The sequence below is a fragment of the Flavobacterium hankyongi genome, from assembly GCF_036840915.1.
In the GTDB taxonomy this organism is placed as follows: Bacteria; Bacteroidota; Bacteroidia; order Flavobacteriales; family Flavobacteriaceae; genus Flavobacterium; species Flavobacterium hankyongi.
Window position 1 is genome coordinate 602,673 of sequence record NZ_CP085725.1, and the last position, 20,407, is coordinate 623,079.

At 31.4% G+C, this 20,407-nt stretch carries 20 protein-coding genes; 16 read left to right on the forward strand and 4 right to left on the reverse strand.

The features are described 5' to 3' along the window. Positions 1-11: 11 nt before the first annotated feature. From LJY17_RS02810 to LJY17_RS02830, 5 genes are all read left to right on the forward strand, one after another. Positions 12-1,610, forward strand: coding sequence for a hypothetical protein (locus LJY17_RS02810; RefSeq protein ID WP_264542343.1), 1,599 nt, complete (start codon positions 12-14; stop codon positions 1,608-1,610). Positions 1,611-1,715: 105 nt separating this feature from the next. Next, entirely contained in the window at positions 1,716-2,867 is a 1,152-nt protein-coding gene (locus tag LJY17_RS02815; protein ID WP_264542344.1) for a hypothetical protein, read from the forward strand. 1,497 nt (positions 2,868-4,364) lie between these two features. Continuing rightward, positions 4,365-4,787 (forward strand): DUF6943 family protein, encoded by a 423-nt coding sequence (locus LJY17_RS02820; RefSeq protein ID WP_171222004.1) that lies wholly within the window; start codon positions 4,365-4,367, stop codon positions 4,785-4,787. A 47-nt stretch (positions 4,788-4,834) separates the two neighbouring features. Beyond that, positions 4,835-5,341 (forward strand): hypothetical protein, encoded by a 507-nt coding sequence (locus LJY17_RS02825; protein WP_171221833.1) that lies wholly within the window; start codon positions 4,835-4,837, stop codon positions 5,339-5,341. A 3-nt stretch (positions 5,342-5,344) separates the two neighbouring features. Continuing rightward, positions 5,345-6,361 carry a DUF2971 domain-containing protein gene (locus tag LJY17_RS02830; protein ID WP_264542345.1) on the forward strand — a complete coding sequence of 339 codons (1,017 nt, stop codon included), beginning with the start codon at positions 5,345-5,347 and terminating at the stop codon, positions 6,359-6,361. 73 nt (positions 6,362-6,434) lie between these two features. On the opposite strand, the gene LJY17_RS02835 is transcribed toward LJY17_RS02830, so the two are convergent. Genes LJY17_RS02835 through LJY17_RS02850 form a run of 4 tightly spaced genes read right to left on the reverse strand, consistent with a single transcriptional unit; the run spans position 6,435 to position 7,994 of the window. Then, entirely contained in the window at positions 6,435-6,611 is a 177-nt protein-coding gene (locus tag LJY17_RS02835; protein WP_264542346.1) for a hypothetical protein, read from the reverse strand. Next, positions 6,598-6,813 (reverse strand): hypothetical protein, encoded by a 216-nt coding sequence (locus LJY17_RS02840; RefSeq protein WP_026725702.1) that lies wholly within the window; start codon positions 6,811-6,813, stop codon positions 6,598-6,600. The genes LJY17_RS02835 and LJY17_RS02840 overlap by 14 nt, the downstream gene beginning before the upstream one ends. A gap of 30 nt (positions 6,814-6,843) precedes the next feature. Further along, complete coding sequence (locus LJY17_RS02845; protein ID WP_264542347.1) at positions 6,844-7,236, reverse strand: DUF5675 family protein; 393 nt, start codon at positions 7,234-7,236, stop codon at positions 6,844-6,846. Continuing rightward, the gene (locus LJY17_RS02850; RefSeq protein ID WP_264542348.1) at positions 7,236-7,994 is read right to left on the reverse strand and encodes a hypothetical protein; all 759 of its coding nucleotides are present in this window, start codon (positions 7,992-7,994) and stop codon (positions 7,236-7,238) included. The genes LJY17_RS02845 and LJY17_RS02850 overlap by 1 nt, the downstream gene beginning before the upstream one ends. 974 nt (positions 7,995-8,968) lie before the next feature. Here LJY17_RS02850 and LJY17_RS02855 point away from each other — a divergent pair. The 11 genes from LJY17_RS02855 to LJY17_RS02905 all read left to right on the forward strand — a co-directional run bounded on the left by LJY17_RS02855 (position 8,969) and on the right by LJY17_RS02905 (position 20,370). Continuing rightward, entirely contained in the window at positions 8,969-10,225 is a 1,257-nt protein-coding gene (locus tag LJY17_RS02855) for a site-specific integrase (protein WP_264542349.1), read from the forward strand. 59 nt (positions 10,226-10,284) lie between these two features. Further along, complete coding sequence (locus LJY17_RS02860) at positions 10,285-10,902, forward strand: TetR/AcrR family transcriptional regulator (protein WP_026713527.1); 618 nt, start codon at positions 10,285-10,287, stop codon at positions 10,900-10,902. Between the two features lie 18 nt (positions 10,903-10,920). Next, the gene (locus tag LJY17_RS02865) at positions 10,921-12,294 is read left to right on the forward strand and encodes a TolC family protein (protein WP_264542350.1); all 1,374 of its coding nucleotides are present in this window, start codon (positions 10,921-10,923) and stop codon (positions 12,292-12,294) included. An 11-nt stretch (positions 12,295-12,305) separates the two neighbouring features. Next, complete coding sequence (locus LJY17_RS02870) at positions 12,306-13,349, forward strand: efflux RND transporter periplasmic adaptor subunit (RefSeq protein WP_264542351.1); 1,044 nt, start codon at positions 12,306-12,308, stop codon at positions 13,347-13,349. 8 nt (positions 13,350-13,357) lie between these two features. After that, positions 13,358-16,408: an efflux RND transporter permease subunit gene (locus tag LJY17_RS02875; protein ID WP_264542352.1), complete on the forward strand. Its 3,051-nt coding sequence runs from the start codon at positions 13,358-13,360 to the stop codon at positions 16,406-16,408. A 2-nt stretch (positions 16,409-16,410) separates the two neighbouring features. Continuing rightward, positions 16,411-16,704 (forward strand): hypothetical protein, encoded by a 294-nt coding sequence (locus tag LJY17_RS02880; protein WP_026713531.1) that lies wholly within the window; start codon positions 16,411-16,413, stop codon positions 16,702-16,704. 48 nt (positions 16,705-16,752) lie between these two features. Further along, positions 16,753-17,556 (forward strand): SDR family oxidoreductase, encoded by an 804-nt coding sequence (locus LJY17_RS02885; protein WP_264542353.1) that lies wholly within the window; start codon positions 16,753-16,755, stop codon positions 17,554-17,556. Between the two features lie 47 nt (positions 17,557-17,603). Further along, the gene (locus LJY17_RS02890; protein WP_264542354.1) at positions 17,604-18,632 is read left to right on the forward strand and encodes an NAD(P)/FAD-dependent oxidoreductase; all 1,029 of its coding nucleotides are present in this window, start codon (positions 17,604-17,606) and stop codon (positions 18,630-18,632) included. A gap of 12 nt (positions 18,633-18,644) precedes the next feature. Next, the gene (locus tag LJY17_RS02895) at positions 18,645-19,082 is read left to right on the forward strand and encodes a PaaI family thioesterase (RefSeq protein ID WP_026713535.1); all 438 of its coding nucleotides are present in this window, start codon (positions 18,645-18,647) and stop codon (positions 19,080-19,082) included. A 39-nt stretch (positions 19,083-19,121) separates the two neighbouring features. Further along, complete coding sequence (locus LJY17_RS02900) at positions 19,122-19,970, forward strand: RteC domain-containing protein (protein WP_264542355.1); 849 nt, start codon at positions 19,122-19,124, stop codon at positions 19,968-19,970. A 112-nt stretch (positions 19,971-20,082) separates the two neighbouring features. After that, on the forward strand, positions 20,083-20,370 hold the full coding sequence (locus tag LJY17_RS02905; protein WP_264542356.1) for a helix-turn-helix domain-containing protein: 288 nt from the start codon (positions 20,083-20,085) through the stop codon (positions 20,368-20,370). Positions 20,371-20,407 lie beyond the last annotated feature (37 nt).

Genomic DNA, 20,407 nt, shown 5'->3' on the forward strand with positions numbered 1-20,407 from the left:
AAATAATATATATGCTTGATTTTTATTTTAATGATACAGTGAATTGGATAAAGTCTGATAAAAGAATATCAAATTGGACTACTATATATAAACAATGGGAAGAAAACAATTCTCGTGAATATTTATATTGTCTTTTATTTCCTGAAAAATTAATTAAAGAATTTATAAAGCATCCGACTTGGAGTTTAAACATTACCCATTTGCAACCTAATTATGTTCATTATTCAGAAAAACCGTCAAAGTATTACAGATGGGGAATTGAGTCAAAATATGAACCTCTGGTATATCAACAATTCTATAACAACATTTATCCCACAAAATATGAATTGATTGAAGAAATTCAGCAATTTTTCAATTTATACTTTGATAATAAAACAAACACTTATATTGGTATTGATATAGCTTCCGAGGAGAGTGAAGTAGTTAAAATTATAAAAAAAGGAGGTAATATTGAGTTTAAAATAAGAACACATTTTTTAAGGCAATTTCTTTATGCAAAAAAGCTAGTTTTAGGTTTTCAATTGGATTATTTTAGGGAATTAGATAAAACATTAGCAGAACAAAACCTTAATGAAAATATGTTTTTTGATGAGTTTACTCAACATTACAATTTTAGTATCTGCTTTAAAGATTACTGTCTAAAAGATAAAGATTGCTGTGATTCTAGATTGTTAGGAAAAGCTATTCTTCGCGGTTATGAAAGTCAAAATATTCAAACAGATTATGATAAATTTAATTCAGAGAAATGTGAGGATTTTATAGTAGATATAAACAAAGATAGTGGGAATTTCATTTATGAAAACTGTAATAAAAGCGAATTTAAAAAATCTGAATATCATTTTTACTCACCAGTATTTTTTAAAAGAGAAGTTTTATTAAAATATTACAATAGCCCTAATTTATATACAATTGATGATGGTTTTATAAACATGAAAGGCTCTTGGAGATTAAGCATAGACAATAACAATTATGACTTTATAGTTGTCTACTTAGGTGATTTGAGAATATTGTCTCACTCCGAACAATTATATTGGAAAAGTTTTAATATTGAACCTCAATCAGAAATAAATAAACGTAGATTTAGTATTGACTTTCTGTCTTCATATTATGATCCTGAAATAGAAGATTTAAAATTCAAAAATGAATTTACGCGCCTAAATAAATTGTGGCTAAAAAAATTTGGCTTTTACCTTATTTCTGAATTTGATCAAGATGATATTCATTGTTTTAAAACAATTAGACTTCCTCTAAAAAATGAACCTTGTGAATTAGATATTCTAGTTTTGAATTTATGTAAGGTTTTAATTGACTATTTAAACATAAAAGAAATAAATAAGTATTTAAATTCTGAGCAAAAAGAACTTAGATCAATTGAAAAATTTGAAAATTTTCTTAAAATGAACCAATTTGATAATCTCGAAAAAGTTATTTCATTTTATAAAGCATTACAAAAATTAAGATCGACAGGTTCTGCACATCGTAAAAATTCTGATTACAAAAAAGTATTGGAGAATTTAGGATATAAAGATTTAAATGAGACGGGAATTTATAAAGAAATATTGAATGACGCTCTAATCTCTTTAAAAATCTTAACTAATAATTTAAAGTAGGTAATCCTTTGATTTAAATCAATAAGAAAAAACTATCCAAAAAAAAGTCTTATATTCACTATTGTAGGGAAGAAGAATGGATTTATTTACTAAATTTTTATAATTATGAGTCTCAATTATTTTAAAATATTTAAAAATTCTGAAGATCATTATAAATGGGAAAAACAAAAAGACTATGCTTTAGTAGCTGATGGTCTTGAAGAAAATGTTAGAAAAAAATATTATGATGCATTAATTGTATTTGAAAAAATATTAGGAAGAACCTTTCTAAAATCCTCACATAGGAATAATCCTATTAGACAAATGGTAATTGAAAAAACCGAGTTTAGAATATTTGAACTTATAGAATTTGCTGATACATTAAAGCAATTAGAAACATCTGATATTAATTTTTCTGAACTTATCAAAAAATTATTAATGAGAGATAAATCCAAACAAGAAGGTATTCCATTCGTTGAGATTGCTAAAAATTATATCAATGAAAATTTTAAAGTAAGTTTTCCAGTTGAGAATAATGTAGATAAATCACCTGATATTAGAATCATTAATCCTGATAACAATGAAGTTGTTTATATAGAGGTGTCGTCATTGAATGAAAATGAAGAAAGAATACTCATAAGACAAAATCATTATTTTTTTCACAAAAACTTTCATTATTTACCTCCACAAAACTCATTTATTGGAAAACAAAAAGAAATTATAAAAGAATCTGAATATAGTGAAATAAGTAAAATAATTGCTATAGCAAAAGAGAGAGCTCATCAAAATGAACAAATTGTTTATTATTCAGATAAACGATTCTTTTTTTTAATTGCCCCAAGGCAGTATAAAAATGATTTTATTGAAATATCTAAAAAATATTTTTGGGATATTGATAATATAGAAGGACTATCTATAGACTTCAATTTAACAAATCAAATAATCAGTAAGATAAAGAAAGAAGCATATCAAATACCTCCAAAATTCAATGGACTTCTTTATTTTCCAGTTAGTCCAATATATTTTATGACTACTGAAATTAACTTAATCATTGAGCGAATAGAAAATTACCTTATAAACTTTAAGAGTATAATAGGAATTGTAATATTTTCTAAAATTGTTGATAATAATAAAGAAAAACAAATTAGTATTGAAAAGCATTTTTATAGAAGAAGAATAATTAAAAATCTTAGTTGTGAATCTCTCTACATACATAATAAAAATGCTGAAATTTTTATCTCAGATGAAACTCTAAATAAAATTTTTAAAACATTTTAATTTATAAAGTTTGAATAATTAAATTATCTCTTTCATCTGCTCAAAAATTGCTCCTAGTCCAAGTATTACTAGTATCAATTTTTTGTTTAATTCATTTCGCTAATTTCATTTTTAAATAACGAGAACGTATTCTTTCATTTAGTTGTAAATTGACGTCTTAGGTTTTCAGTTGCCACTCCTTCCCAACGCTCAAAAAAAAATTACTGTCATGGTTTTTGGAACAAAAACGCGTTCGCAAAGCGACTCATGCCAGTAATTTTTTTCCCCAAAGCTTCTTTACATAATGTGGCATTATAGTGCATAAAGACTATCCTGCTACTAATCAAAATCTCGGATGCACTATAATAACATTATGTAAAAAAGCCGCTCACCCAACGCGCTTGCCAGTGGCTCCAGGACAACATTTTTTGCAGCTCCCATCGCATCACCCAGCTACAAAAAACACCGTCCTTCGCCACTGTCTTTAACAACGTTCGCCATTTCATAGGAATATTTTCGGTTACCATCTCTTTTAAAAACGTTCACGGTAACTGTTTTTATCAGCTTTGTGTTTAAATAGGAAGTATTTGCATTGCTTTTGTAAGTAATAAAATGGCTTTTAATTTCAGTTAATTTGCCGATGGTAAAAGCCATTTTATTACCCACAAAACCAAAATCCCCAGTAAGAGTATCATTTTTTATTTGCCAGAAAATAAGCAGTCATTGCTCCTGCGGAAAAGCTGATGCCATAACGTTTTTCAAGATAACTTGCTACATACTGAACACTGTGTCTGCAAACTGGATTTCAGGCATCAGCTTTTCCACAAAAGCAATCAGAAACATCCCAATAAGCAAATAAAAAATGATACCCTTACTTGCGCTACTGCCACATCGCACTCGGCAGTATGATGCATTGTTTTTTGAAGATGCTTCACATTTTCATATGACATTTTTCTGCTAATTGAACACTGCGACTGCTAACTGACTTTCAGGCATCCTCAAAAATCAAAACCGTAAGAAAGAGTATCAAATTCTTTGGCCGGTTGAAAAGCATTTTTATTTTTTGAATTGGTTTTTTCATCCATCCAAAGAATTTGATACCCTTTCCGAAGACGCCTATCTTTCAAATCAACTCTCATTACTTCAGATAAAATCCGATTGAATAGGAACATTTGATTTGAATATTCAAAATAAAAATAAAAAAAAAGGAAGCAAAGTTAAGTTCCAGGTATTCAAAAAAGCAAGTTCAAGCCCTGCGGGTTTCAGAAAAAATCTCCACCCAAAAAGTTTCAAAACACATTTAACTTCTGACTTGACGCTGCCGATTTCAATCACGTATCGGGTAGTATTTTTTCTGAAAAACTTGCTTTTTTGAAACCTTACACTAGACGAATGGCTTTCTTTTTTTTCTTTTTTTCTTTTGAAAAATTTAATGGACGGAGCGTAGCGAGGCACATCTGCATTTATCAGAAACTCAACAGAAAATTAGAAGAAAACCTAATTTTTAAATCCGAAGCCATGATGAATTTTATCGTTAAAACCCACAAGAAGGACACCTTTTACAACAAACCGCATTTTTTCATTTTAAACAAAGGAATGAACAGCGGAAAGCCTCAAAATGAGCCATTCACAAATAGTTTTGTAATCATATTTGATAATGAAACTGATTGCAAAAATATTTTTTGGATTGCTTATAGCTTGTGGAAATCTAAATTTTGGCACCAGCATTTAGTTGGTTCTGTGATTTCGTTTTTGCGCCTTCCTGATTTCAAAAGAGAGTTTTTTCCAAAATCAAAACTCTTGATGGATGAACACGAAGCACATTTGAAGCATGTTGAAGCTTTAAAACTTCTTGAATTAAAAGAAAAACAATTTCACAAAAATATAAACCTTATCAACGATATACGCAGAGTAATTTTATATAGATATGTTAATAAATGACAAAAATGTATTAAGATTTTGTATTTTTGTGAAAATATAAAATAACCATGCAAGAGAGCGTTTTTATCACTTATAATCCGAATTCGGATAATGAAAAAAATATTGCACTAGACCTGTATAAAAAGGGCAAGCAAAATGGATATTTTATATATTTACCTGAACGAAATAATTATTTTTCAAGAATTAGCCAACAAACAAAATTAAATATTGACTCTGCAAATTGGTTTGTAATTTTTTCAACATCTCAACTTTCCGAAACAGTAAAAGATGAGATAGAATATGCTTTTAACTCAAAAAAAGACAGCAATATAATTGTGATCTATTCTAAACATTTTGGAAAAAACATAGATTTCCCAAACAACAAACCTATTGAAATGTTTATTGATGATTATAATTTAAATAGTATTGAGCAATTCAAGAGAGATTTGTTTGAGAAAATCAAGCCTGTTAGGAGCATAAAAGAGAAAGAAGGGGCAAGTGGATTAGAAATACTTTTAGGTGTTGGAGCTGCATTACTTCTATTGGGTGCGTTAACCAGTGATAAAAAGAAGTAGGTCATGGTTGAGTTAAATAATAGAAGAACCGTTTTAGAGGCTTTAAAAATTCCTTTAGAAAAGAAAATATCTTCAATTCTTGAAAACTTCCCTTCATTTAAATCTAAAAAAAATAGTAAAACATTATATCATTATACGGATTTACATAGTCTAAAAGCAATTGTTGAAAATCAATCCTTTTTTTGTAGTAATTCAGCCTACTTAAATGATAAAAAAGAATATTATTACGGGTTAGATCTCTTTAAAAAAGAGTTTGAAAAAATAGCTAATAATCCTAAAAATGATACTTCATTTAATATTGTATCTGCCGTTTTAACAGAGTTAAAAGAAAAAAACATATCAAACCATTTTGCTACTTGTTTTTCGCTTGAAGGAGATTTATTAAGCCAATGGAGAGCATATGCAAATGATGGAAAAGGAATTGCAATAGGTTTAGATAGAAAAAAACTTATTGAAGGTTTTGAAAATATTGCTAGTGGATTTTATATTGAATATGGTTCAAACAATCAATTAGAATTAGTAAATAATTTAATAGAAACAATCACTGAATACTATTTTGAACATTTTGATTTAATTTTTGGATTAAAAAGTGATGAAGATGTTTTTAAAGAAATAGCACAAGAAATAAATGAATTATTGGATAAATATATTGGTCTTTTCAAGCATAGTTCATTTGAAGAAGAAAAGGAATTTAGATTCGAAATGTCAACAGATAAACAATTTAGCATATCCTTAGAATCTATTTCTTACAGAGTTGGAAAAAATAATCTTTTAGTTCCTTATAAAGTTTTAAAAACAGACTATGCTTTTGAAAAAGAAAGAGCAAAGGATGATAAAGCAAGTTTGGAATTATTAGAAAAAAATAAAAAATATAGGGTTAAAAAAATTCCTATTAGTCATATTATTATTGGTCCATCTTTGGACTCAGAATTAAACAAACATTCTATTAAAGATTTCCTCTCAAAAAATGGTTATTCCGATGTTGAAATAATTCCTTCTGAAGTTCCTTATAGGATATAAATGAAAAAAGCCAGGTCTCTCGACTTGGCTTTCACTTTGTTTAACCCAAAGGTCACCACAACTAGGGCTAAACTTATTTTTTGTGCTTCTTATTAAGGCTTTTAAGCAGTAATGAAATCGTAAAACTTACAACAGCTCCAATAGTTGCTAAAATAACTGTTTTTACAATATCATCAGAGGAGAGATTAGGTACAATACTTAAAAATGTGCCTCCAGCAGTACCCATCAATGTGGGATTATTTGCTGTCATCAGTTGTAGTAAGCTGACTTGCAGCTGACAAAACTCCACCAGCTACTGCAACATAACCACCAATGGTAGTTACAATCGCGGGTAAAGCAATTGGAGCAGCTAAAATAGTTCCACCAACGGCAGCTAATGCCAACCCAACAGTTCGAAGCACTTTGAAAAATTTTGGTGTGGGAGCTTTTGCTCTATTAATGATTTTTTTCATAATTACGTTTTTTGTCATCCTGTAAAGGATCTATTGGATAATTAATTCAACACTTTCTTTATTGTCCAAAGCTTTGTAAACAAAGTCTTTTAGCTTCGTAAAAGCTTTTCTCGACATTAAACCTAAACCAGGTCCAGAAAGTTTAGTAACAGGAGCAATACAACCTTGCAATTCTTTTTGAGCATTATTAGCAGGATGAAAAAGAATAAACTTTCTATTCGGCACATCCACTAATTCTAAATGCCATTTGTATTTTGCACTGTATCGCTTTCTAATAAAATATTTCCCTTCTGGAACACAGGAAACCTTCGTTTCGTTCATCTTCCACGGCAATTCGATTGTATTGCAAATCAATTTGCCTTCGCATTCGAGTTTACCATTCGTTCCTTCAGGGAAATAAGTTCTAGTTAACCAAATAACCATTACACGCCACTATCAACTTTAGCAATCGATAATGGGTTAAAAGCACCATTTTTCAATGGATACATTTGCCCATTAATCTCTTGGTAGAACTCAACACCTAAAGCCAAAAACAATGGCTTAGTTGAGTTAGCTGTAACCGCATTCACTTGGTTAATTGGAGCAGTAGCAGTTCCGTCCCAAGGCAAAATTGCCGTTTCAGAAGTAGCTACCACATACGTTTCAGCTTCAAAATCAATTTCAGCTCCACCAGAAATGATTTTGTAGTGAGTAGTTCCACTTGGAGCAGCAATCATATTCGCAGGAATAAATGATGCCAAATCCACAGTAATTTCACCAGCCACACGGTCAATAGTTGCCACAAACGGAGCAAACAAAGTAGTTCCTAGCTTACCACGAATATTAAATTCAAAACCAAATAACAATTCAGCTTCTCCATCAATTACGTTTCGCAAACCACGTTCACTAACAGTATCTGCTTGGATAACTTTAACCATCGCTTGCGTCAAACGGCTCACCATTCTACCATCAGCAGAATTTAAAAGCAATGGTCGTAAAGCAGTTCTTAGCATTTTTCCTGCCTTACCAGCTCTACCAAACTCCGAACCATTCTCACGTGTTCTTTGAAACGCAGGATCACTCGCAATTCTACTCGCGTCAATTCCACCTTTTTCTCTTGCTAAGTGTCCATCTTGCGTTTTGTAAAAAGTAATATCTCCGATAGTACCTTTCAATTTAATTATGCCTTTCTGTCTAGCCATAACTTCAAAATTTTGTTAAACATTCATCTAAAATCACCTTCATTCTTTCAATCAGTTGCAACCACATTTTGAATGATTATAGCAAAGTTTACAAAGCATTTCACTAAAGAAAAAGTAACAAGTGTACCATATGTCCAAAATCGACACAAGTGACTTAAATGAACATAAAAACACAATAAATAAGTATGAAAAATTATAACTAAATTGCAAAAGATTTTCTGCACGTCAGAAGTATAGCATAGCTATATCAAAGGTATGGATAAAGTATGAAATTGAATAATCAGAGGGTATGCATCTATCCGAAGGACATACAACGCATAACAGGCAAGAGTTATCGTCAAAGTACTAGATTGATGCAAAAGATAAAAAAAGACCTCAATAAGCTCGAAAATGAGTTTCTAACGATTGAAGAGTTCTGTACATATTGTGGCATAAAATATGAACAAGTAACTCACTTGATTTTTGGTTAAAATTGAAAAATACTTCAGAAAGATTTTAATCAAGATTTATACAATCAAACACTTTAATAACTTGTTCAATTTTTAGTAATGTTTATTGAATTTTAATTTGCTATATCATTGCAAATGAGTATATTTACAACTCACAAATGAAATGAATTATTTACGATTAAAAAGGGGGTAAAATCGGTTACCCAAATAAAAATTCAATTGTAAAAAGCTGTAATACAATACGTTGAAATAGGTAGTCAAATCCCTCTTTCTCCGCTGAAAGGTTAACAAACCTCAACAAAACGCTGTAAAACTTATGTTTTACGGCGTTTTTTCATTAGTGGCTATACCAAAAAGTTCATAAAATGGTATTCTGTCAGTGACCTATTTAGTGACCTATTTTTAACAAACCAAATAGGTCACTAAATTAAGCTGAAACACTTGTATGATAAGGTGTTCACGTTTTAAACATCTTGTTTCAAGTGATTTTTAAGGATAATTTTATAAACCTAAAGTCACCACATTATGAACAAAACATTCAATTTGCTTTTCTTTATCAAGAAAAACAAAATCAAAGCCGATGGCACTGCTCCAATCTACTTAAGAATTACTATTGATGGAGTACCCAAAGAAATTTCAGCGAAAAGAAATATTCAACTAGATAGATGGGATAACAAACTTCAAAAAGTTATTGGTTCTAGCACTGAGGTTAAAACATTAAATGCTTATCTAAAAACTTTAGAACAGCAAGTTTACGAAGCGCATCATCAAGTGTTGAAAGATAAAGAGCAAGCGACTTCATCAATATTGAAAGCTAAACTACAAGGAACAGATAAAAGGCAAAGAATGCTCGTTCCTATCTTCCAAGACCACAACAACAAAATAAAAGAATTGGTTGGAAAAGAATACGCTCCAGGAACATTAGAACGCTACACTACTTCTTTGAAACATACTATTGAATTCATGAAATGGAAATATAATGTTTCCGATATCGATATTACAAAGATTGATCATGCCTTTATTTCTGATTACGAATTTTGGTTACGAAGCGTTAGAAACTGTGCTAATAATACAGCGGTGAAATACATCAAGAATTTCAATAAAATTATCAAGATATGTTTGGCCAATGATTGGCTCGATAAAAACCCTTTTGCAAACTACAAATCAAAAATCAAAGAAGTAGAACGTGTGTACCTCAACGAAGAAGAGATTCAAGCTATAATTGAAAAAGACTTCAAAACCGAAAGGCTATCATTAGTTCGTGATATTTTTCTTTTCAGCTGCTTTACTGGTTTGGCATACATCGATGTCAAGAACTTAACGAAGTCGCATATAAGCTACGGTATTGATGGAGAGAAGTGGATATTCACCCACAGACAAAAAACCGAATCAGCTTCAAAAATTCCAATCCTTCCAGTTACTCAAATGATAATTGATAAATACGAAAGTCATCCGCAATGTATTAATGAAGATAAGCTGCTTCCCATTCTATCCAACCAAAAAATGAATGCTTATCTAAAAGAAATTGCTGGAGTTTGTGAAATTGAAAAAGAACTAACCTTCCATATTGCTCGACACACTTTTGCAACCACCGTAACACTTACTAATGGTGTTCCAATTGAAAGTGTGAGCAAAATGTTAGGTCATAAAAATTTGAGAACCACTCAACATTATGCTAAGGTTTTGGATAGAAAAGTGAGTGAGGATATGCAGATTTTAAGGGAGAAATTTATCAATTTAAATACTGTAAACTCATTACATTCAAATAAAAAAGTAAAATAATTTATAAAAATGAACGTTGTTCAAAAAAAATACATATATTTGCAAAGAAAATAATACTTATGAGCGTAGCAGATAGAAAAGCAAGAGAAAAAGAAGCATTGAGAGCACTCATTCTAAAAGGAGCAAAAAAGCTTTTTTTGGAAAAAGGAATTGAACAGACAACTATAAGAAACATAGCAGACGAAATTGACTATAGTGTTGGTACTGTCTATGTTTACTTTAAAGATAAGAACGCTATTTTACATGATTTGCATTCTATTGGGTTTCAGGAATTGGGTAGTTATTTTAAAGACTTATTCAAAATAGAAGATCCTATGGAACGTCTTCAAAAAATGGGATTCATTTATATCAAATTTGCACTCGAAAATCAAGAAATGTATGATTTGATGTTTAATGTTAAAGCACCTATGGAATTTTTGGAAAGCTCCAATAATGAAGATTGGAACGAAGGAGTAGTAACGTTTGGACATGTTAAAAAAACAATTGAGGAATGCATCGATAAAGGACATTTTAAAGGTCACAATATGGAACCGCTTTCGTTTATGATTTGGAGTTTAGTCCACGGTATGTGTTGCCTCGAAATTCGTCAAAGAACTAAAGGTGTAAAATTCACAAATCCAGATACTATCCTATATGATGGTTACAATGAGTATTTAAAAATAATAGATAAATTATAATTTTTTTTGTTCAAAAAAATGAACAACGTTCAATTAAAAAACAATGTAATGATGATAAAAAAAGCACTAGTTCTAATAGCAATTTTACTTGAGTATCAAGGATATTCGCAAAGTAAGCTGGACGGCTACATCGAAGCCGGACTAAAAAACAACGAAGTTATCAAACAGCATAACTTCGATATTAACAAAAGTATGTGGGCTTTAAAAGAAGCACGTTCCTTATTCTACCCTAACGTTTCTTTAAATGGAACTTACACAAAGGCAGAAGGTGGAAGAACCATTGATATCCCTATTGGAGATATGCTAAATCCGGTATATAGCACCTTGAATCAAATTACAAATTCTAATGCGTTTCCAACTTTAGAAAATCAGTCAGTACTTATTAATCCGGATAATTTCTATGATGCAAAAATTCATACTACAATGCCTTTATTGAATTTTGAAATTATCTATAACAAAAGGATTAAAGCCCAACAAACAACTTTACAAAAAATAGAGTTGGAAATCTACCAAAGAGAATTGGTCAAGGATATAAAAATTGCCTATTACAAGTATTTGCAATCCCTGGTAGGAATAAAAATTTATGAAGATGCTTTGGCATTGGTTACCGAAAATCAAAGGGTAAACCATTCCTTATTTAAAAATGATAAAATAAACCGTACTGCTGTCTTACGAAGTGATAATGAAGTAGTACGTATTGCAGCCAATTTAGAAACTGCAAAACAAGTAAGTGATAATGCCAGAGCCTATTTTAATTTCCTGCTCAATCAAAAACTCGATACACAAATCATGGTTGATGAAATCAATGAAAACGTTCCTAGTGCATTAGTCGAAGGAAATACTGAGAACAGAGAAGAATTAAAGAAATTAGACCAAGTAAAAGAATTAAACGAGAACATTAATAAACTCACAAAATCACACTGGTTTCCAACATTAAGCGGTTTTGCCGATTTTGGAATACAGGATTTTGATTTTGAAATGAACAAAGATTCACGCTATTATTTTGCGGGTTTAGGTTTAGAATGGAATATTTTTTCAGGAAATAAAAACAAATACAAGCTAAAACAAGTTGAAGAGGACAATAAAAAAATCAGTTCACAGATTGACAATGTAAGGCAACAATTATTACTTCAGTTTCAAGTTACACAAAACAATTTGAGATCAGCTTTGGAACAATTCAATGCCAATAAAAATCAAAAAGAGTCTGCCAAAAAATATAATGACGATATAACCAAATTATATAAAGAAGGCCAGGCCATCTATATTGAACTTCTGGATGCTCAAAATCAATGGGTAAATGCCCAACTCAATACTAATATAGCACTTTATAATTCGTGGATTGCCTATGCAGAATTAGAAAGAGCCAATGCAACTTTTACCTTAAACCAATAAAAATTAAGATCATGAACAAATCAATAATCATTTCCCTATTCGTATTACCTCTCTTCTTCGCTTGCAAAGAAGAAAAAAAGGAAAACAATCCATTTGAAACTGCGGATATTATTCCAATTAAAACAGCAACAGTTGAATCATTAGCATTTACCAACAATATAAGTGCTTCGGGTTTAGTAACCACAGAAAACCAAGCTAATTACGGTTTTAAAATTGGTGGTGTGGTAAGTCGCATTTATGTAGAAGAAGGTCAGTTTTTCAAAAAAGGACAACTTTTAGCCACATTAGATCAAACCGAAATCAACGCAGGTTTAAATCAAGCCGATTTAAATTTAAAGAAGTTTGAAAGAGATTATGAACGTGCTAATAATCTATACAAAGACAATGTCTATACGTTGGAACAACTTCAAAATACAAAAACAGGTCTTGACATTGCCCAAAAGCAAAAAGATGCAGTAGCTTTTAATTCTCGTCATGCTAAAATATATGCAACTGCTGATGGTTTTGTCGCTAACAAATTAGCAAATGAAGGTGAAGTTGTTGGTCCTGGGTCTCCAATTTTAGCTATAAACGAAACGTCAAACAACAACAATTACCTGTTGAAAGTAGGCTTGACTGATAAAGAATGGGCTTCAGTAAAAATAAATCAAAAAGCCTCTGTAACCCTTGACGGATTTCCTGATGAAAAATTTGAAGCTACCGTTTTTAGAAAGTCGCAAGCGGCAGATGTTGCTCTTGGGTCTTTTCAAATAGAACTAAAACTCAATATGAAAGACCAAAAACCTGCTGTGGGGATGTTTGGAAAAGCAGAAATACAAACCGATAAAGCCGAAGATTATATGGCCATCCCTTATAATGCACTTATTGAAGCGGACGGCAACAAAGCCTTTGTATTCGTCGTGGAAAATAACAAAGTGAAACGTCAACCTATCACCATCAACAAATTTGACAATGATAAGGTGTTTGTAAATGACGGTCTTCAAAAAACAGACCGGATAGTCATTTCCAACAGCGCCTACCTCAATGAACAATCAACGATAAAGATCATTAAATAACTAACAGTATGAAAATTACAAATTTTTCCGTTAAGAATTATCAGTTTACACTGATTCTCGCTCTTTTGGTGGCTGTGGTAGGAGTCCTTACCTTATTCACGATGCCAAGAGCAGAAGATCCTGCAACACATCCACCAGAATACTTGATTACCGTAATTTATCCAGGTACAAGTCCGAAAGATATGGAAGAACAGGTTGTAAAACCAATTGAAAATAAGATTTACGGCTTAGAAAATATCGAAAAGATACTCACAACTGTAGAAGATGGCGTAGCCGCTTTTCAGGTAAAATTTAAATACGGAGTGGATGTAGATAATAAATATCAGGAAATCTCTACCGAAATGAATGCCCTTAAAAGTAGTGAACTACCAAAAGATATTTATCAAATCAAAACGGAAAAAATTTCGTCTTCAGATGTAAAAATTCTTCAGGTAGCTTTGATTTCTGAAAATGCATCTGACAAAAAACTACGTGATGAAGCGGACAAACTAAAGACAAAAATTGAAAAAATAACCAATCTTAAAGATGTAAAATACAGTGGTATTCCGGAACAGGAAATCCGTGTGGATTTGAATTTGGAAAAATTAGCACAATTAAGAATCCCATTGAATATTGTGATGGGAAGTTTACAAAGTGAAGCTGCTGATATTCCTGGTGGAAGTATTGATATGGATACCAAAGTATTCAATGTAAAAACAAGTGGAAAATTTAAAAATGCAGAAGATGTTGCTAATACGGTTGTTTACAATGCTAATGGCAAAATTATCTACATGAAAGATGTGGCTGATGTGAATTACAAATCTGAAGTGCCCTATCACATTACAAGAATTAATGGACATCGTTGCATTTTGGTTACTGCCGGAATGAAGGACAATGTAAACATTAGTGATGTTCAAAAAGAATATTTACCAATAGTTGATGCGTTTTCTAAAGATTTACCTCAGAACATTAAGCTTGTAAAAAACTTTGACCAAGCCGATATGGTATCAAAACGTTTAGGGCATTTAGGTTTTGACTTTGGATTAGCAATTCTTTTGGTTGTTATTACATTAATTCCATTAGGAGGGAGAGCATCTCTTATAGTGATGATTTCTATACCCTTATCATTGGCTTTGGGATTAATTGCAATGAATGCTTTAGGGTATTCCTTAAATCAATTGAGTATTGTGGGCTTGGTCGTTGCTTTAGGGTTGCTGGTTGATGATAGTATTGTAGTTGTAGAAAATATAGAACGTTGGCTCCGTGAAGGACATTCTAAAATGGATGCCGTTTTAAAAGGTACAAAGCAAATAGGTGTTGCAGTTGTAGGTACAACGGCTACTTTGGTTATTGCCTTTTTACCTCTGACTTTTCTTCCAGATACGGCTGGTGAATTTATCAGAAGTTTACCTATGGCGGTAATCACAAGTGTATTAGCTTCTATGATTGTGGCTTTGACCTTGGTTCCGTTTTTGGGTAGTCGTTTCTTAAAAACACACGAACATGAAGGAGGAAATATATTTCTTCAGTATTTGCAAAAATTCCTTACAAATACATACAAAAACATTATGCCTAAAGCACTGAAGTTTCCAAAAACTACGATTGCCATTTCTATATTTTTAAGTGTCATCGCTTTCGGTCTGTTTTCTGTAGCTGGATTTAAGTTATTCCCAACTTCGGAAAAACCAATGTTTTTAATCAACATAAAAATGCCACTTCAAGCCAATATTTTAGAAAGTGACAGGGTAACTAAAATTGTGGAAACTGAATTAAAGAAACACAAAGAGATTGTATATTTTACTTCAAATGTTGGACACGGAAATCCGCAGATTTACTACAATGTACATCCTCAGGACAGAAAATCTGATTTTGCTCAAATTTTCGTGCAACTAGAAGAAGAAGCAAAACCTTCAGACAAAACCAGTCTTATACAAGAATTGCGCGAAAAATTTAAAACGATGCCTTATGCTAAAGTTGAAGTAAAAGATTTTGAACAAGGACCACCATTGGAAGCCAACATCGTAGTACGATTATTTGGAGAAGACCAAGAGGTTTTACGCAAATTATCTTCTAAGGTAGAAACTATTTTGAGAAATCAGGAAGGTACAGTTTACATCAACAACGAGTTAAACACTTATAAAACGGATGTTAAAATAAAAATCAATAAAGAAAAGGCAAGAACATTGGGTGTACTGACCAGTGAGGTCGATAAAGTAATTCGACTTGCTGTTGCCGGTTTAACTGTTGGAGATTATATAGATGACCGTGGAGATGCAAGAAACGTGACCATTACTTTACCAAGAGATAAGTTTTCTAATCTTGATGCATTGAAAAGTTTATATGTAAATAATGTTCAGGGGAAACCAATTGCATTGAATCAAATTGCAACAGTATCTTTTGAAACAGCACCAACTGCAATTAATCACTTTAACAAATCACGCTTTTCAAAAGTCAGTGCTATGACAAAAGATGGTTATTTAGCAAATGATTTGTTGGTAGATATTATTCCGAAATTGGATAAATTAGAGATGCCAAAAGGGTATTATTACAAACTATCAGGAGAAAAAGAATCGGAAGGTGATGCATTAGGAGGTAATTTTCTTGCTGTAATTATATTGAGTACGTTTTTATTCATTGCTGTTTTATTACTACAATTCAAAACATTTAAAGGAATCATCATTGTTATGTCCATCATTCCGTTAGGCGTTTTAGGAGGAGTATTGTTTTTAATAGCATCAGGAAACCCGATGTCTTTGGTTTCTATTATCGGTTTCATTGGATTATCAGGAATTCAAGTGAAAAACTCTCTTCTTCTGGTGGATTTTACAAATCAATTAAGACAAGAAGGAAAGTCCATTGATGAAGCCATTGCAATTGCTGGTGAAACACGTTTTCTTCCAGTAGTATTAACATCAGTCACCGCAATTTGTGGTTTGATTCCTCTGGCAGTAAATCCCAATCCTCAAATATCTCCATTAGCGATTGTATTAATTGGAGGATTGATAAGTTCAACTATTCTGGCAAGAATTGTAACACCAGTAATGTACAAATTGATTCCTCCTAAACTAGATGAAGAATAAAAATGAATGCTATCCATTATAATATTGAAGACGATGCAATAGTCAATAAATTAAAAGAGACTATCATTTCCAAAATTGACAAAATATATTGGATGGATACACTAATTCTAATTGAACCTGAGAAATCAACTTTTAAAAATATTGTAGAGCTTCTGTATGGCTTTTTTAAAGAACACAAACTTGAAATAGAAGATTTTGTTTACATCTACAATTTTTCAAGCTATAAAGAAAACAATTGGTATTGTGAAAGACTGAAAAGAAAAGGATTAAAACGAATGAGTTCAAATTTTAAATAAAAACTAGATAAACATAATTGAAGATATTAATAATCAAAATTTAAGAAAATGAAAAAAACAATTTTAATAACAGGAGCATCATCAGGTTTTGGATTGATGTTAGCAAATAAGTTGCACACAGAAGGACACAATGTAATCGGTACTAGTAGAAATGCAGAAAAACTACAAGCCACAGTTCCTTTCAAAGTATTGTCTCTAGATGTTACAGATGAAAAATCGATTGAAGAATTTACAAAGCAACTATTTGAAACCGTAAAAGAATTAGACGTTCTTGTGAATAATGCAGGTTACATGCTCACTGGATTAGCAGAGGAGACTTCTACTGAGGCAGGTAAACTTCAATTTGATACTAACTTTTGGGGAACAGTTAATGTTACAAAAGCAATATTGCCTTATTTCAGAAAACAAGAATTTGGTCAAATTATTACAGTGAGCTCTATGATGGGGCTTATAACAATACCTATGAAGTCAATGTATGCTGCATCCAAACATGCCTTAGAAGGTTACTTTAAAACATTACGATTTGAGGTAAATCAATTTAATATTAAGGTGAGTATGATAGAGCCTATGTGGGCAAAAACAAATATTGGCACGAATATGATTGCTGTTGATGGAAATATAGCAGAATACAAGAACTATAAAGAGCAAGTGAATAAGTATATCAAAAATGGTTTGGCAGAGGGAGATGATCCTTCTGTAATAGTGGACAAAATTATTAAAGTGATAAATGCCAAAAATCCAAAAATCCGAAACATCGTAGGAAAAATGGCAGGAATGGTACTGTTCCTTAATAATTACGCCTATTCAATGTTTGAAAATGCCATTTATAAAAGTGTAAGATCGGCAAAATAAAGTAAATTTATTCTGCCCATCAAATAATTTATAAATCTAAAAACAAGATGGTTGAATCGAAAGAAATATCAAGACGAGAACTAATTAAACAAGGTGGTCTTGCTTTATCAGTTTTAGCTTTACCTTTTCCATTAATAACATTTTCAAATTTTAACAATATGACAGATAACAAAAATTTTGACGTAATCATTGTTGGCGGAAGCTATGCAGGGCTTTCAGCAGCAATGGCTTTGGGACGATCATTAAGAAACGTTCTAATTATTGATAGCGGTTTGCCTTGTAATAGACAAACACCACATTCACATAACTTCATTACGCAAGACGGAGAAAAACCAAGCGTTATTGCAGAAAAAGCAAAAAAGCAAGTGTTGCAATACGATACAGTAAAATTCATAACTGACCTTGCTGTTAATGGAACAAAAACTGATAAAGGATTTGAGATTTCAACACAGTCAAGAAAAGTATTTTCAGCTAAAAAGCTCATTTTTGCAACAGGATTAAAAGATAAAATGCTAAACATCAAGGGATTTTCTGAATGTTGGGGAATTTCAGTTCTTCATTGTCCCTATTGCCACGGATATGAAGTGAAAAATCAAAAAACAGGAATTTTTGCAAATGGATACGGTGCATTTCATCTGGCTCGACTCATTAGTAACTGGACAAAAGACTTGACAATATTTACTAATGGCAAATCAGAATTGACACAAGAGCAAACTGATGAAATCAAAAGACACAATATTTCAATTGTTGAAAAAGAAATTACCTCATTGAAACACCAAAACGGAGAAGTTGAAGAAATAATTTTTTCTGACAATTCAACTTTTCAATTAAAAGCTATCTACTCAAGACCTCCTTTTGAACAGCACTGTAAAATCCCCGAATTATTGGGTTGTGAATTGACCGAACAAGGGCTTATCAAAGTAGATGCGTTTCAGAAAACAACAGTAGATAATATATTCGCTTGTGGTGACAGTACTAATCCTCTTCGTGCTGTATCATATGCTGTATCAACAGGAAATAATACAGGAGTGTTTTTAAATAATGCTATGGCAGAAGAAGAATTTTTGGAAAATTAAATTAAAAGTAAAATGGAAAATAAAAGACTTCAACTACTACAAAGTTTTATTGGAAGACCATTTTCAGGAAGTCCGTCCCCATTTGCCAAATGGCTGAATGGGACGGTGATTGCTGTTGATGAAAATTCTGTTGAATTTCAATTTGAAGTACGAAAAGAGATGACTAATCCGGCAGGAACGCTTCACGGTGGTGTTATTTGTGGGATGTTTGACGATTGTATTGGTGTAAACTTTATGATTTTAGGCACTGATAATTTCTTTCCTACTATTAATATAAATGTTGAATTTTTTAGTGCGGCGAAAGAAGAAGATACAGTCATAGTAAAAACGAGTGTTATTAAAAAAGGTAAATCAATAATCAATGTAAAAGCAAATATGTTTAGCTCTAAAGGAATTATTGCCTCCGCAACATCAAATTTGGTGATAAGTGAAATAAAAATCACGATGTAAGTACGGTTCACTAAACTAATCTTTCAAACAAAGTATAAGTTGAACAATAAAGCCACACAACTACTATCAAAGTTAAATGAACAATTAAATTTTACCGATTTAGAAATTGACGATCCAATTCTTAGGAGTGAAAGTGCGATAAACATTATTGTAAATTCAATTGAAAAATTGAAACTTATTTTCGAAAAAGAAAAAAGCAAATCCCAAGAAATAGAAATTGATTTTTTCAAAAACATAAAACCAAAGTTTACATCAAAACTAATTTATTATAACGCAATCTACAAAATAGAAACTAAAAAACCACATGGAGGCGAACGCATTATAAAAAAGTATCTAAACAATGAATTAGAAAAACTAAAAAGGTATTTTGATAACAATTTAGATTTTTACAAGTATTACCGAACTGGCAGTAATTATCTTGACCACAAGTATTTTACAAGAGGTAAATTTGATATTAAGCTAACTTTAGACAGCTTTTATTTTGAAGCTGATCGCACTTTTTCTACTTCACACGACTTTAAAGTGGCTAAAATTATGGCACACGATTTAATTCAAGTCTATTTAGAAGATAAGCTTCTAATGATGGAAAATAGAGAACCAAAAGAAAAATCACAAGTCAATCCCAAGGTGAAACAAAATTGGACAGGTGCTAAAGTCGCATTAATTGAGCTTTTGTATGCTTTGCATACCGAAGGTGTGTTCAACAATGGTACCTCCGATTTAAAAGATATTGCAGAATATTTTGAAAGTATCTTTAATGTCAATTTAGGTCAGTATCACAGGGCTTTCCTTGAAATTAGAATGCGTAAATCCGACCAAACTAAATTCTTAAACGCATTAAAAGAAAAATTAGTAAAAAGAATGGAAAACACAGACGACTTGCTGTAATACCAACAAATACAATACTTCGAATAAAATCATTCACAACTTGTGATTAACTTGTGATTTAAATCGAATCAAACGCTACAATTTTGTACCATAACAATTTAAAATAAACGTTATGGAAATCCAAATTATCACTCGCGAAGACTTAAACGAATTCCGCACCCTTCTTCTAAATGATTTAAAAGAAATCATTCATACCAAACCTCAACAGGCAAAACAGTGGCTCAAATCCAAAGAAGTCCGTAAACTGTTAAACATTTCTCCTGGTACTTTACAAAATTTAAGAATCAATGGAACACTAACTTATACAAAAGTTGGTGGCATCATGTATTATGATAATGCAGACATTGAAAAACTCCTTCAGGGAAACAAAGTAAATGCCTTACCTACTCTTTTTAAGTAACTACTATTTTGTCAACCTGAACTTAAATCCAGGGCTT